Source organism: Pseudomonas sp. R1-6 (assembly GCF_051132115.1).
Lineage (GTDB): Bacteria > Pseudomonadota > Gammaproteobacteria > Pseudomonadales > Pseudomonadaceae > Aquipseudomonas.
The window spans coordinates 1745153-1759001 of the sequence record NZ_CP071662.1 but is presented as its reverse complement, the minus strand read 5'-3'; the positions used below and the strand labels follow the sequence as shown (position 1 = coordinate 1759001).

Sequence of the window (13849 nt, the reverse complement as noted above, 5' to 3'; positions counted from 1 at the left end):
ATCAAGTGGCGAGAGCATAACGCAGCGCCGGTCAGGCTTCATCGTCCATGCCTGGTTGTGCCTGCAAGGGCAGGTGCAAAGTGATGCAGGTGCCACGACCGTCGAGGCCGTCGCCGACGCTGATCCGCCCACCGTGGGCACCGACCATGCCCTGGCAGATCGCCAATCCGAGCCCGGTGCCCTGCCCGCCTCGATCACCGCGCGCAGCGGTGTAGAACATGTCGAAAATCTTTTCCCGCTCTTGCTCGGGAATGCCCGGCCCTTCATCCGCCACGGCGAACAGGATTTCGTCGGCCGTCGCCTCGGCGTTGAGCAGCAGCCGTCCATGGGCCGGGGAAAACCGCGCGGCGTTCTCCAACACATTGACCAGGGCCTGTTCGATCAGCGCGGCGTGGACATACAGCAACGGCAAGCCGACCGGCACCTGGACATCGACCGCCAACGGCGCCAGCACGGCCCGCAGACGGTTCAACGCACTGGCGACGATGTCGGCGGGTGACACCCAATCGCGCGCCAGCTTCAGCGCGCCATGGCCGAGCCGGGTCATGTCAAGCAGATTCTGGATATAACGGTCCAGGCGCTCGGCCTCGTCGCGGGTGCCTTCCAGCAGCTCGCGACGGTCCTGCAGCGGGATCGCCTCGCCCAGCGCCAACAGGCTGTCGATGCTGCCGCGCATGGACGTCAGCGGTGTGCGCAAATCATGGGAGACAGACGCGAGCAAGGCACTGCGCAACTGTTCGGTTTCGCCGTGCAGGCGCGCTGCTTCCAGATCCTGTGCCAGTTGCGCCCGGGCCAGCGCCTGGGCCAGCGGCTGGCTGAGGGCCGCCAACAAGCGTCGACGATGGCCGCTCAAGGGCTTGCCGTCTTTCGGGCAGACGCCCAGCAGGCCCAGCGGAGCGCCCTCGCTGGACAAGGGCCACCACCACCAGCGCCCGGACGGCAACGTCGCGGTGCCGGCACCGGCCGGTTGGTCGTGTTGCCAGGACCAGTCGGCGGCAGCGCGCTCGGCCTCGGTGAAGGTCAACGGCTCGGCGGTCTCGACCTTCCAACCATGCCCGCCGTCGCGGTTGAGCAGGCACAGCTGCAAATCGTCCTCGCTGTCGAGGTGTTGCACGGCGGCGCTGATCACGGCCTGGCGATCCGTGGCGGCAGTCAGCTTGCGTGACAGGTCGAGCTGTTCACCGGTTTCCTGCTGGGTGTCGCGCAGCGCTTGCAGTTGACGGCGCTGGCGGGCCGCGAGATTGCCCGTCAGGGCGGCCATCAGTAGGAAGAACACCAGCGTCAGTACGTCCTCTTCGCGCTGGATCGTCAGGGAAAAATTGGGCGGGATAAACAGAAAATCGTAGGCCAGGAACGACAGCGCCGCACAGGCCAGGGCCGGGCCGAGGCTGCTGCGCACCGCCACCAGCAACACCGCCATCAGAAACACCAAGGAAATATTCGGCAGCGCCAGCAATCCTGAGATTCCCCAGGCCAAGGCACTGGCCGCCCCTGTCGCCGCGAGCGCCAGGGCATAGTCGAAACCGGTGGCGAGGGTGCTCGGGGCCAGGCGCGTAGGCGGTGGCGATTCATCGCTGTCCAACACGTTGATTTCCAGGCCACGGGCGTTGCGCAAAAGGCGTGAGGCCAGGCCACCGCCAAACCATCGCCGCCGCAGACGCCGGCGGGACTGCCCTACCAACAGCAACGTGGCGCGGCGTTGCATGGCGTGCTGGATCAACGTCCGCGCGACCTCCCCGGCGCGCAGCGACACCACTTCCCCTCCCAGGCGCTCGGCCAATTGCTGGGCGTTCTGCAGGCGTTGGCGGGACGACTCGTCCCGCGCCCCGCCGTTATCCACATGCACCACGCTCCACGGCAGATGCCGGCGCTGGGCGACGCGGCTGGCGTGGCGCACCAACCGTTCGGCCTGCAAGTCGCCGTCCACGCCCACCAGCAACCGACCGCGCACCGCCGGCGCCGCCTGGCCCAGTTGCCGATAGCCTTGCGCCAGATCGTCGTCCACTTGCGCCGCCGCGGTCTGCATGGCCAGCTCGCGCAGCGCGGTAAGATTGGTCTGGGTAAAAAACGCATCGATGGCTGCCCGCGCCTGCTCCGGCACATAAACCTTGCCGTCGCGCAGGCGCTCCAGCAGCTCGCGCGGCGGCAGGTCGATCAGCAGCAACTCGTCGGCTTCCTGCAACACCCAGTCCGGCAACGTCTCGCGCACCTGCACGCCGGTGATACCGCGCACCTGATCGTTGAGACTTTCCAAATGCTGGACATTCACCGTGGTGTAGACATCGATGCCTGCCGCCAACAACTCCTGGATGTCTTGCCAGCGCTTGGCATGCCGGCTGCCGGGCGCGTTGCTGTGGGCCAGTTCATCCACCAACACCAGGCTCGGGCGAGACGACAAAAGGCCGTCGAGGTCCATTTCCTCGAGCACCACGCCGCGATATTCCGAACGCACCAGCGGCTGCTGCAGCAGGCCATTCAACAGCGCTTCGGTCTCGGCGCGCCCGTGGGTCTCGACCACGCCGGCGACGACGTTCGTGCCTTGGCGCAGCCGGGCGTGAGCCGCTTGCAGCATGGCGTAGGTCTTGCCCACGCCCGGCGCGGCGCCGAGGAAAACCTTGAGGCGGCCACGGTCGTGGCGGGGCAGATTGGCTAGCAGTGCATCGGCGCGGCCGGAGTCGCTCATGCTATGTCTCTTGTTTCAGGGATGGAATTGAGCCTCTGTGGGAGCGAGCTTGCTCGCGATGGCGGTCGTTCAGCCGTCACTCTCATTGACTGACCCACCGCTATCGCGAGCAAGCTCGCTCCCACAGGTTTCTACAGTTTTTCCAGGGCCATGTTCAGCGCCAGCACGTTTACCACCGGCGGTCCCACCAACGGCTGCTCGATGTTGTCATTGAGCAACTGCTGCAACCTCGACACTGGCACATTCCTGGCCGCCGCGACACGCGTCAGTTGATAGGCAATCGCGGCCGGAGGCAAGTGCGGGTCCAACCCGCTGCCGGAAGTGGTCAGCAGCGCCAGGGGCGCCGGTCCCTGGCCGGGCACTTGCAGCTTCTGGGCGCCATCGATCACCCGCGTGGCCAGTGCCGGGTTGCTCGGCGAAAAGTTGCTCGCGCCACTGGCCACCGTCGCAAACGCGCCAGCCGAGGGCCGTGGGTGAAACCACCCATCGCCGACGAAATCCTGGGCGATCAGCCGGGAGCCACGGACCTTGCCGTCGGCATCATGGACCAGGCTGCCGTTGGCCTGGTCCGGGAAAGCGATTTGCGCCACGCCGGTGACGATGAGTGGGTAAGCGATGCCGGTGATCAAGGTCATCAGCAGCAACAGGCTCAAGGCCGGGCGAATCAAGGTGAACATTGCTAAATCCTCAGTTGATGGATGTCTTCAGGCTCAAACCAACCCCAATCCCGTCAGCAATAGATCGATCGCCTTGATCCCCACGAACGGCACCGCGATCCCGCCCAGGCCGTAGATCAGCAGGTTGCGGCGCAGCAAGGCCGCCGCGCTCGCGGCTTGCACTCGCACGCCGCGCAGGGCCAGGGGGATCAACACGACGATGATCAGGGCGTTGAAGACGATGGCCGACAGGATCGCGCTTTGCGGGCTCTGCAAATGCATGACGTTCAATACGCCGAGCTGCGGATAGATGGAGGCGAACAGCGCCGGCAGGATGGCGAAGTACTTGGCGATATCATTGGCGACGGAAAACGTGGTGAGCGCGCCCCGGGTCACCAGCAGTTCCTTGCCGATCTGCACCACGTCCAGCAACTTGGTCGGATCGCTGTCGAGGTCGACCATGTTGGCCGCCTCGCGCGCGGCCTGGGTGCCGTCGTTCATCGCCATGCCTACATCGGCCTGGGCCAGGGCCGGAGCGTCGTTGGCGCCGTCGCCACACATGGCGACGAGTCGACCATCGTTCTGCTCATGGCGAATGCGCGCCAGTTTTTTCTCCGGCGTGGCCTCGGCCAGCACATCATCCACGCCGGCTTCGGCGGCAATCGCGGCAGCGGTCAGCGGGTTGTCGCCCGTGACCATCACGGTGCGGATCCCCAGTTTGCGCAGCTCGGCAAAGCGCTCGCGGATGCCGGGCTTCACCACGTCCTTGAGGTGAATGGCGCCGAGCAATTTTCCGTCCACGCAGACCAGCAACGGCGTGCCGCCGCTCTGGGCGATCTTGTCGACTTCCCGGCCCAATGCGGAGGGCAGTCCGTCACGGGGCAAGCCAATGAAAGCCAGCAGCGAATCCACCGCGCCCTTGCGATACACGCGCCCCTGATAATCCACGCCGGACAAGCGTGTTTCGGCAGTGAATGGCACGGCTGTCAGCGACTCCGCGGCGGGTTCAGCCTGAGGATGCAACCCACGCAGGTATTCGACGATGGACTTGCCCTCGGCCGTATCGTCGGCCAACGAGGCGAACAACGCGCCTTCGGCCAGCTCCTTGGCGCTTACGCCCGGGGCGGCATAGACCGCTGCGCAACGACGGTTACCAAACGTGATGGTGCCGGTCTTGTCCAGCATCAACACGTGCACATCCCCCGCTGCTTCCACGGCGCGGCCGGACTTGGCGATCACGTTCAGGCGTACCAGGCGATCCATCCCGGCGATGCCGATAGCCGACAGCAAGCCGCCGATGGTGGTGGGGATCAACGTCACCAACAGCGCCACCAGGAACACCAGCGGCAGGCTGCCGTTGGCGAAATGGGCGAACGGCTGCAACGTCACCACCACCAGCAGGAAGATTAGCGTCAGACCAATCAGCAAGATATCCAGCGCCACTTCGTTCGGGGTTTTCTGGCGTTTGGCGCCTTCCACCAGGGCGATCATGCGATCCAGGGTGGATTCGCCGGGATTGCTGGTGATGCGCACCAACAACCAATCGGAGACCAGCCGCGTATTGCCGGTAACCGCCGAGCGATCCCCGCCCGATTCGCGAATGACCGGCGCCGACTCCCCGGTGATCGCCGCTTCATTGACCGCCGCGATGCCTTCGATCACTTCGCCGTCGCCGGGGATCATTTCCCCCGCCGCAACGCGAACGACATCGCCTTTGCGCAGGCGTGTGGCGGGTATCACCTCGAAACCGTCCGCCGTCTGGCGGCGGGCACTCAAGCCTTCACTGCCAGCCTTGAGGCTGTCGGCGCGAGCCTTGCCGCGCCCTTCGGCCAAGGCTTCGGCGAAGTTGGCGAACAACACTGTGAACCACAGCCACAGGGCAATCTGCGCGGCCACGAAAGTCGGCACGGTGCTGTCGGGAATTAGGCACAGCACGGTGGTGAGGATCGCGGTGAGTTCCACCACCAGCATCACCGGCGCACGGTGCAACTGGCGTGGATCAAGCTTGACGAAAGCTTGCACCAACGCAGGCCGCCACAGCGCCGACAGATTGGTTTTCGGTTGCTCCGGCGCCTTGGCGACGACGGTCTTGCTCATCGGCATGTTCATCTCAAATCCTCAGAAACCCAGGCTCAGGTGTTCGGCGATCGGGCCCAGGGCCAGGGTTGGCAGGAAGGTCAGGCCGCCGACCAACAGGATGGTCACGGTCAGCAACGTTACGAACAGCGGGCCGTGGGTGGGAAAGCTGTTCTGGCCGACAGGGGCGGGCTTTTTCATCGCCAGGCTACCGGCCAACGCCAGCACCGGCAGGATGTAGCCGAAACGGCCAATCAACATGCCCAGGCCCAGCATCAGATTGTGAAACGGCGTGTTGGCGCCAAAACCGGCGAAAGCCGAACCGTTGTTGGCCCCCGCCGAGGTGTAGGCGTAGAGCAATTGGCTGAAACCGTGGGCGCCAGGGTTGCTCACCGCCGCCGCAGGGCCGGGCAGGCTTGCGGCAATAGCGCCGAGCACCAGCACGCTGACGGGCATCACCAGCAGCGTTACCACCAGCAATTGCACTTCCCGGGCACCGAGCTTCTTGCCCAGGTATTCGGGCGTGCGACCAATCATCAACCCGGCGAGGAACACCGCAATCAGCACATTCAGCAACATCCCGTAGAGACCGGCCCCGACGCCGCCGAAGACCACCTCGCCGACCATCATGTTCATCAGCGCCACCATGCCGCTGAGGGGGTTGAGGCTGTCGTGCATGGCGTTGACCGAGCCGTTGGACGCCGCCGTGGTCGTCACTGACCAAAGCACCGTGGCAGTGGTGCCGAAGCGCGCCTCCTTGCCTTCCAGCGGCGCGGCTTGCTCAACCGCGGCGTTGTCGAGGGCTGGATTGGGTTGGGACTCGGCCCACAGCGACGTCGCGCCGCCGATCAGGAACAGCGCAAGCATGCAGGCGATGATCGCCCGGCTCTGGCGCAGGTCCTTGACGTAGTGGCCGAAGGTGAACACCAGCGCCGCCGGAATCAGGATGATCGACGCGACTTCGAACAGATTGGTCCAGGCCGTCGGGTTCTCGAACGGGTGCGCCGAGTTGACGCCGAAGAAACCGCCGCCATTGGTGCCCAATTGCTTGATTGCAATCTGGCTGGCCGCCGGCCCGAGCGGGATCACTTGATCCACGCCCTGCATCGTCACGCCATGTATGTAATGCGCGAAGGTCTGCGGAACGCCCTGCCACACCAGAAACAGCGCCAGTACCAGGCACAGCGGCAACAATCCGTAGAGCGTGGCGCGGGTCAGGTCGACCCAGAAATTGCCGAGGGTCGTGGCGGACTTGCGCCCGATCCCACGACACAACGCCACCAGCACAGCCAGGCCAGTGGCGGCGCTGACGAAGTTCTGCACCGTCAGGCCGATCATTTGGCTCAAGTAACTGAGGGACGCCTCACCGCTGTAGGACTGCCAGTTGGTGTTGGTCATGAAACTGACCGCCGTGTTGAAGGCCTGGGTCCATTCCATGCCGGGCAGGTTTTCGGTGTTGAGTGGCAAATGCCCTTGCAACAACAGAACCGCGAACAACAAAGCGAAACCCGCCAGGTTGAAGGCGAGCAAGGCCAAGGTGTACTTCTGCCAACTCTGCTCGGTGGTCGGATCGACACCGGCCACCTTGTAACAACACCTCTCCACCGGCCCAAACACCGGTGAAAGCCAGGTGCGCTGGCCTTCCATCACCCGATAGTAGAACCGCCCCAGGAACGGTGCCGGAATCAGCACCAGTGCAAAAAAGCCAAGGATCAGCCCGTAGTCATAGCCGTGCATAACCGCTCCTAACCCCGGTCCGCGCGCAACAGCGCAACCAACAGATAAATGAACAGCGCCACTGCCAACAGCAGCGACACCCCGTCCAGAACACTCATGGGATTTCTCCGTGGTACGGCGTCGTGCCGTGTGTGGAGAGATTGTCGGTAGGGAGGGTGTAAAGGTGCGAGATCGAGGGTTGGGTGGGGGGATAAAGAAATTGTAAAAATCGGCTTCTTGGTTGCCCGGGCGGGCCTCATCGCGAGCAAGCTCTCTCCCGCATTGCTCGGGTTGGGAACGAAAAATTCGGACCCACTGAAGATCCCCTGTGGAAGCGGGCTTGCTCGCGATGAGGCCAGCCCAGGTACCAGCGCTCCGAACTGGGGCACAAACCCAGCCTATCCAGCCACGAACATCCCCGATACGACACCATTTTCTCCATTACGACCGCCTGAACCATACTGGCACGCCCACTGCACTGCCCTCCCCCAGCGCTTTTGCTACTTATCGAGGGGAGCCACCAATGAACACACAACTCAAACCCACGCTTGGCACCCTGCATTTATGGGGCATCGCCGTCGGCCTGGTGATTTCCGGCGAGTACTTCGGCTGGAGCTATGGCTGGGGCGTGGCCGGCACGCTGGGCTTTCTGGTGACATCGTTCATGGTTGCGGCCATGTACACCTGCTTCATTTTCAGTTTCACCGAACTGACCACCGCCATCCCCCATGCCGGCGGACCGTTCGCCTACAGCCGTCGGGCCTTTGGCGAGAAAGGCGGCTTGATCGCTGGGCTGGCAACCTTGATCGAATTCGTCTTCGCTCCACCCGCCATCGCGCTCGCCATCGGCGCCTACCTGAACGTGCAATTCCCGGCGCTCGATCCGAAACACGCCGCCGTCGGTGCCTATATCGTATTCATGGGCCTGAACATCCTCGGGGTGAAATTGGCGGCGACCTTCGAACTAGTCGTCTGCGTACTCGCGGTCGCCGAGCTGCTGGTGTTCATGGGCGTGGTCGCACCAGCGTTCAGCTTTAGCAGTTTCGCCCTGAACGGCTGGGCCGGTTCCGACGTGTTCGGCGCACCGGCCATCGCCGGGATGTTCGCGGCGATCCCTTTCGCGATCTGGTTCTTCCTCGCCATCGAAGGCGCGGCCATGGCCGCCGAAGAAGCCAAGGACCCAAAACGCACGATTCCCAAGGCCTACATCAGCGGCATCCTGACCCTGGTAGTGCTGGCCATGGGCGTGATGTTCTTCGCCGGTGGCGTCGGTGATTGGCGCACCCTCTCCAACATCAACGACCCGCTGCCCCAAGCCATGAAAACCGTGGTCGGCGAAAGCTCCGGCTGGTTGCACATGCTCGTCTGGATCGGCCTGTTCGGCCTGGTGGCGAGCTTCCACGGCATCATCCTCGGCTACTCCCGCCAATTCTTCGCCCTGGCCCGCGCCGGCTACCTGCCCGCATCCCTCGCCAAACTGTCGCGTTTCCAGACCCCGCACCGCGCCATCATCGCCGGCGGCGTGATCGGCATCGCCGCCATCTACAGCGACGGCCTGATCAACCTCGGCGGCATGACCCTCACCGCCGCGATGATCACCATGGCCGTGTTCGGCGCCATCGTCATGTACATCATGAGCATGCTCAGCCTGTTCAAACTGCGCAAAACCGAGCCCAACCTGGAACGCACCTTCCGCGCGCCGGGCTACCCGATCGTGCCGGGCATCGCCTTGGCCCTGGCGGTGGTGTGCCTGGTGGCAATGGCCTGGTTCAACGCCCTGATCGGGTTGATCTTCCTCGGCTTCATGGCGGTGGGTTTTGTGTATTTCGTGCTGACCGCACAGTTGCGTGCCGATGCCCCGGCCGATGCGATGTTGACCGGGCTATAAGGTGTACCCGGCATAACCGGCGTAGTATGGAACCACTGCGAACCGTCTTCGCTCATAAGTGGTAGAGGCAATGGCCAGCGAAATTTTCGCCCGGCCACTGTCCCCTCAAGGAGAGCCCTATGCCCTGGTATGCCTGGTTAATCCTGATCGTCGCCATCGGCTCGATCGTAGGTGGTCTGATGATGCTGCGCGACACCGCCAATAAGGTCGAGCTGACGGACGAACAGCGCAAACGTGTTGCCGAGCGCAATGCCGAGATGGATGCGAAAGAAGCGAAGGATCGCTGACCCGCTTTTCGTGGCGAGGGAGCTTGCTCCCGCTGGGGCGCGAAGCGCCCCCAACCCCTGCTGACCCGGTGTGTCAGTTCTATTGTGTTCAACGCATCTGGGGCCGCTCCGTAGCCCAGCGGGAGCAAGCTCCCTCGCCACAAGAGCCGCTCGCGCCGTTGCGGTATTTAGTTCTCCCAATCCGCCTTGGCAATATGCAACCCATGCAGCCCTTTGTAAGCCGCCCGCTCCGGCTGACTCCAGCCCTGCAGCAACGAATCCTCCAACCGATAAATCTCCACTCCCAGCGGACGACAAACGCTTAAAGGATCCTGCGCCTCCGGCCCCCACATCGCCAGCGACAGATCCCCACCAGGGCACGTCGACAATGCACACAGCAAATCGATCTCCGCAAAAAACTCCAGGTAATCGCCCTTCTGCGCCGGACACGCCTTCATGAAATACATGTCGTCATGATTCAGCCCAGTGCACTGGAAGATATTCAACACGTCATGCACATCGAACTCGGTCAAACCATGGGGCAACACCGCACGCGTCAGGTTCGAGTGGCAGTGATGATGGAAATCTTCGCCGGTCAGCATCTTGTTCACGTACGGGTCACATCGCGTCCCCAGCAAATCATGCAAACGCCCGCCGTGTTCGTCGATACCGTAGTTGGCCAAGCTGTCATCGGTGATCGTTACCAAAGGCCGCAGAAATGGCAGGTTCGACCACAACCGATCATAGGTGCTGACATGAGCGCCCTGCAGCTGCCGCGTCCGCGCCGCCCACAGCCGTTCACGTGGATCGTGGGCGTTCCAGACGTTGAAATCCCCGACTTGCGGACCGACCGGTGTTGTCACGCGAAAGACATGACCGGCCGGCACATGCCAGGCGCGGCCGGTGCGGATTGGGACTTCGAACTGCTCGATCAGGGTGCGTTTGTTCTGCTGCGTGCGGATGCGGTCGTAGAAGGGTTTGTCCACTTGGAGGGCAGAGCCTTTGCTGACCTGGTAGGCGGCTGGGTAGTCTTTGTACATGGCGCAGGTCCTCTGATCAGTGAGGGTTGGCGGGAGTCAGCAGGTGCACAAGCAACTGCTCGGAATCGTCGAGATAAACGCTCAGCTCGTCGTGAGCAGCAGGCTTGTCACCTTCCGCGAGCCAGTCATGGATCTGCCGGTCACGGGCAAGCCACGGCGCCTGAAAGCGCGCTTCGTCGGGAGCGGAACAAAACACCAAGCGTAGTTGCGCGACCACGTTGGTAAAAAACTCATCGAGCAACGGACTGCGCATCAGTCCCACGATGTGCTGATGAAAGGCCAGACTGTGGGTGCCCACCGCTCGCCAATCTTCGCGATCCCGAGCCAGCTCAGCGGCCTCCAGGGCTTCGAGCATGTGGTCGGCTTGATACTCGCTCAGTGGATTGCTGCTCAGAATGGCCCGCAGCTCCAGGGTACGGCGGACCTTGAACAAATCCCGCACATCATCGACACCCAACCTGCGAACCGTTACCCCTTTGTTACGCACGTAACGGGCAAGGCCTTCCTGGCCGAGGCGGTGTAACGCTTCGCGGATAGTGTTGCGAGATGCGTTGTAGGCACAGACCAGGTTGTTTTCCACCAGCGCCGTGCCTGGGATGAGGCGACCGCCGATGATGTCGGCGCGAAGTTCGAAGGTGATTTGGTCGGCTAGGGAAAGGGGGCTGGTCATTGGTGGGGCCTTGGATTGTTGAACAATCGGTTGGCGTTAACTAATCAGTATTTGTGCCAACAACGATAAAGCTTCGCCGATCAACCAAGAAGCACATCCGTTGAATGGCAAAAAGGCCAGTCATTCGACTGGCCTCCCTTAAACAACCCTCAATTCACCTCCAGCTTGTCACGATTCCTATCGAGAATCGCCTTGCCGATGCCCTTGACTTCAAGCAGTTCGTCCACCGACGAAAAAGGCCCATTGCTCTCCCGATAGGCAACAATTGCCTCAGCCTTGCCCTTGCCTATCCCTGAGAGCTCGCGCTGCAAAGTTGCGGCATCCGCCCCGTTCAAATCCACCTTGGCACCTTGCGTTCTCGCTGGCTGCTCCACCGTCTGCGGCGAAGCAACCGACTCCGGCTTGACCGTTGGAGCCGCAATAACAGCAATCGAGGCGCTGGTGAGGAAGGCAAAAATCAGCGAGTAGAAATAGCCTGTACGCATAGGTGACGCTCCATGACATCGTTGAGAGAAGCAGCTTTTCCGAAGCTGCTTCTCAAATTTAGGTCAGTGGGACTGCTTGTCAAAAATCAGAATGTTACAGAACGCGTAAGGACTGATAGAAATTCAAGAATTTCTTCAGCAAACGGGTACGGCGCTAGCGCCGATCAATGTCACGCGGCCGGTTTCTCCCGCCTTAAAAGCCCCCCGTTCGACGCGCGCTTAGATGGGTATAGTTTGTGATTGGTGGGCAGTACCGTTTTGGACTTAGTTAGAGGCGTGAGCCGACAGATCCGATCCCATCACCCAATCGAACGCGCTACGATGGCCTTGATAGATTCTTTCGAGGCCCGCGTCGCTTATATGGCTGGTGTCGGTATAAAGAACGCCTTCGTCTCCAAAACTCCTGCATACACCGACATCGCAAAATCTGTCTATCGGATCTAAAAACTCAACGCCTATACGACCCTCAACGGCTTGACCTAGCCAAGAAACAACGTTTCTTCTAGAGTCCTCTACCGATTTCCTAGTCACTGAGCAGTGCTCGTCAGGACTCACGTCGTAGTGCCTAGAGCGAAGCAAACAATTCGGTGCAGATGCCTTGAATAGCGGGACCGGGCCAATTATCAGGATCCTCTCCACACCACGGGCTTGAAGATCGTCGATGGTCCCGCTGACCTTCGACACGAAGCCCGCCTGCCTGTCCGCAAACGGAACGCTTCCGCCTTCTTCGCCAAGGGCATAATAGCCTCGGCCACTATAGATGGACCAGCTTGAGAACAGGATCGCAAACGTTGGATGCAGACTATCAATCATCCCCATCGCGTTCTGTCGCCCGGCTTCGCATCGCTCCCGCATGGCAAGATCTGGGTTAAATATGCGGACGTTAAAAATAGCGGCGCACCCTCCAGAACTCATTGTAGCCAGGATGGATTGCGCCTCACCAGCATGCTTTGCAATCCCACGATATGCCGCGTCTGCGTGGGAGTCACCGATCAAAAGACCAACTTTTTTTCCGGCGCCAGCAAGGAGGCATTTGGAGGGATCTTTGGCGATATGCAAGTCGCAGCCGCCAGCCTTGGAAGGTGGTTTCGGCACTTGAGCTTCAGTGAAACTTCTCGCAACCTCTGGTGCTATAGAATGCGAAATATAGACGCCAATCAAACATACCGGAACACAGACGGCTAGGACGCCTACGGCGTGCTTCCATCCCGCTCCAGATTTTAGCGATCTTCTCCAAGCGAGTATCTTCTTGTCGATTATCAAGTACGTAGCACAGGCCAACAAAAAGGAAGCTCCAGTCATCGCTAAGTCGAAGGCCAAATCTCTCTCGCCGAAGTTATAGATACGGCCGAAGGTGAGCAAGGGCCAATGCCATAAATACCAGGCATACGATACGAGCCCAATTAGAACTAGCGGTCGAAGCGAAAGAACGCGGGCAACCAAGACCCTGGGGTTCGCCACGCCACATAGGATGATTAGCACCGCCCCCAGCACGGGTATGAATACCTTCCCGGCCGGATAAGGACTTTTCCCAGTGAACCTAAAAACTGAATATGCCACCAGAGCTAGGCCGGCAACAGCCATAACTTCCAAGATGCCTCTGTGAAATCGCTGCGCATAAGGCACGGCCATCGCGATAGCTCCGCCGGCTATAAATTCCCAGGCCCGCAGCGGCATGAGGAAGAACGCATAATTTTTGCCTGCGCCTGCACCGCTCATGGTTATACATCCGTAGAGCGAGACCGCAAAAATAGCTCCTATGACGAGGAAGCAGATCGATGCCCTGTACTTGAGCGTTAAACGCCTGGTTAGCGCGTACAGACTGAAAATCAAAATCGGAGCCACTAAATAAAACTGCTCCTCCACCGCCAGCGACCAGAGATGGAGCAGCGGTTTGGTGTCGGCCAGCCCATCAAAGTAGCCTTGCTGGCCAAGGAAATAGTGATTCACAAGCATCGCAGCAGAATAGGTGACCTGGTCTCCGAACTCTGTCAATTCCTTTGGGAGCACAAGGATCATCGGTGCAGCGGCGGCGCAACAAACAATGACAAGCAGGTACGGGGGAAGGATGCGAAGAGCCCGCCGCGCCCAGAACTCCCCAAATGAAAAGCCGCCGGACTGGATGGAGCTGAGTAAGTGAGTGACGATCAGAAAACCTGATATCACAAAAAAGATGTCAACTCCAATGAAACCGCCAGAAAACTGGGCTATACCAGCGTGATATGCAACAACAGCCAAAATTGACAAAGCCCGAAGCCCATCAACGAAGGGTTTGTAGCCTGATGAGGTCTGTATCGCCGCCCTGACAGTCATTCCTGTGCGTATCCCGTCGCGAAAATGCAGTGGAGTATACGATCTTCAAGCCTCTC

11 protein-coding genes are annotated in these 13849 nt (G+C 61.1%); 2 read left to right on the top strand and 9 right to left on the bottom strand.

Annotated features, from left to right (window positions below; genetic code table 11):
* Positions 1-31: 31 nt before the first annotated feature.
* The 5 genes from J3P81_RS08195 to kdpF form a co-directional block, all read right to left on the bottom strand.
* Complete coding sequence (locus J3P81_RS08195; RefSeq protein WP_434563105.1) at positions 32-2683, bottom strand: DUF4118 domain-containing protein; 2652 nt, start codon at positions 2681-2683, stop codon at positions 32-34.
* A gap of 131 nt (positions 2684-2814) precedes the next feature.
* Positions 2815-3360, bottom strand: coding sequence for a potassium-transporting ATPase subunit KdpC (gene kdpC, locus J3P81_RS08190; protein WP_434563103.1), 546 nt, complete (start codon positions 3358-3360; stop codon positions 2815-2817).
* A gap of 33 nt (positions 3361-3393) precedes the next feature.
* Positions 3394-5448, bottom strand: coding sequence for a potassium-transporting ATPase subunit KdpB (gene kdpB / locus J3P81_RS08185; RefSeq protein ID WP_434563101.1), 2055 nt, complete (start codon positions 5446-5448; stop codon positions 3394-3396).
* 9 nt (positions 5449-5457) lie between these two features.
* Positions 5458-7152 carry a potassium-transporting ATPase subunit KdpA gene (gene kdpA / locus J3P81_RS08180; protein WP_434563099.1) on the bottom strand — a complete coding sequence of 565 codons (1695 nt, stop codon included), beginning with the start codon at positions 7150-7152 and terminating at the stop codon, positions 5458-5460.
* A gap of 8 nt (positions 7153-7160) precedes the next feature.
* Complete coding sequence (gene kdpF / locus J3P81_RS08175; RefSeq protein WP_032863112.1) at positions 7161-7250, bottom strand: K(+)-transporting ATPase subunit F; 90 nt, start codon at positions 7248-7250, stop codon at positions 7161-7163.
* Positions 7251-7654: 404 nt separating this feature from the next.
* Between kdpF and eat the strand changes: the two genes are divergently transcribed.
* Together eat and J3P81_RS08165 are read left to right on the top strand one after the other, a co-directional pair.
* Positions 7655-9019, top strand: a complete 1365-nt coding sequence (gene eat / locus J3P81_RS08170) for an ethanolamine permease (RefSeq protein WP_420767821.1) — start codon at positions 7655-7657, stop codon at positions 9017-9019.
* Positions 9020-9138: 119 nt separating this feature from the next.
* Positions 9139-9306, top strand: a complete 168-nt coding sequence (locus J3P81_RS08165) for a DUF2897 family protein (protein WP_003183831.1) — start codon at positions 9139-9141, stop codon at positions 9304-9306.
* 167 nt (positions 9307-9473) lie between these two features.
* On the opposite strand, the gene J3P81_RS08160 is transcribed toward J3P81_RS08165, so the two are convergent.
* The 4 genes from J3P81_RS08160 to J3P81_RS08145 form a co-directional block, all read right to left on the bottom strand.
* The gene (locus J3P81_RS08160; protein ID WP_434563097.1) at positions 9474-10325 is read right to left on the bottom strand and encodes an urea carboxylase-associated family protein; all 852 of its coding nucleotides are present in this window, start codon (positions 10323-10325) and stop codon (positions 9474-9476) included.
* Positions 10326-10341: 16 nt separating this feature from the next.
* The gene (locus J3P81_RS08155) at positions 10342-10995 is read right to left on the bottom strand and encodes a GntR family transcriptional regulator (RefSeq protein ID WP_434563095.1); all 654 of its coding nucleotides are present in this window, start codon (positions 10993-10995) and stop codon (positions 10342-10344) included.
* A gap of 149 nt (positions 10996-11144) precedes the next feature.
* Entirely contained in the window at positions 11145-11480 is a 336-nt protein-coding gene (locus J3P81_RS08150; protein WP_420767818.1) for a ComEA family DNA-binding protein, read from the bottom strand.
* A gap of 264 nt (positions 11481-11744) precedes the next feature.
* The gene (locus J3P81_RS08145) at positions 11745-13793 is read right to left on the bottom strand and encodes an acyltransferase family protein (protein ID WP_434563092.1); all 2049 of its coding nucleotides are present in this window, start codon (positions 13791-13793) and stop codon (positions 11745-11747) included.
* Between the last annotated feature and the right edge of the window lie 56 nt (positions 13794-13849).

Bases quoted from the DNA above. Each gene is read 5' to 3' on its own strand.
- J3P81_RS08195 (WP_434563105.1), bottom strand. From the start codon at position 2,683: ATGAGCGACTCCGGCCGCGCCGATGCACTGCTAGCCAATCTGCCCCGC.
- kdpC (WP_434563103.1), bottom strand. From the start codon at position 3,360: ATGTTCACCTTGATTCGCCCGGCCTTGAGCCTGTTGCTGCTGATGACC.
- kdpB (WP_434563101.1), bottom strand. From the start codon at position 5,448: ATGAACATGCCGATGAGCAAGACCGTCGTCGCCAAGGCGCCGGAGCAA.
- kdpA (WP_434563099.1), bottom strand. From the start codon at position 7,152: ATGCACGGCTATGACTACGGGCTGATCCTTGGCTTTTTTGCACTGGTG.
- kdpF (WP_032863112.1), bottom strand. From the start codon at position 7,250: ATGAGTGTTCTGGACGGGGTGTCGCTGCTGTTGGCAGTGGCGCTGTTC.
- eat (WP_420767821.1), top strand. From the start codon at position 7,655: ATGAACACACAACTCAAACCCACGCTTGGCACCCTGCATTTATGGGGC.
- J3P81_RS08165 (WP_003183831.1), top strand. From the start codon at position 9,139: ATGCCCTGGTATGCCTGGTTAATCCTGATCGTCGCCATCGGCTCGATC.
- J3P81_RS08160 (WP_434563097.1), bottom strand. From the start codon at position 10,325: ATGTACAAAGACTACCCAGCCGCCTACCAGGTCAGCAAAGGCTCTGCC.
- J3P81_RS08155 (WP_434563095.1), bottom strand. From the start codon at position 10,995: ATGACCAGCCCCCTTTCCCTAGCCGACCAAATCACCTTCGAACTTCGC.
- J3P81_RS08150 (WP_420767818.1), bottom strand. From the start codon at position 11,480: ATGCGTACAGGCTATTTCTACTCGCTGATTTTTGCCTTCCTCACCAGC.
- J3P81_RS08145 (WP_434563092.1), bottom strand. From the start codon at position 13,793: ATGACTGTCAGGGCGGCGATACAGACCTCATCAGGCTACAAACCCTTC.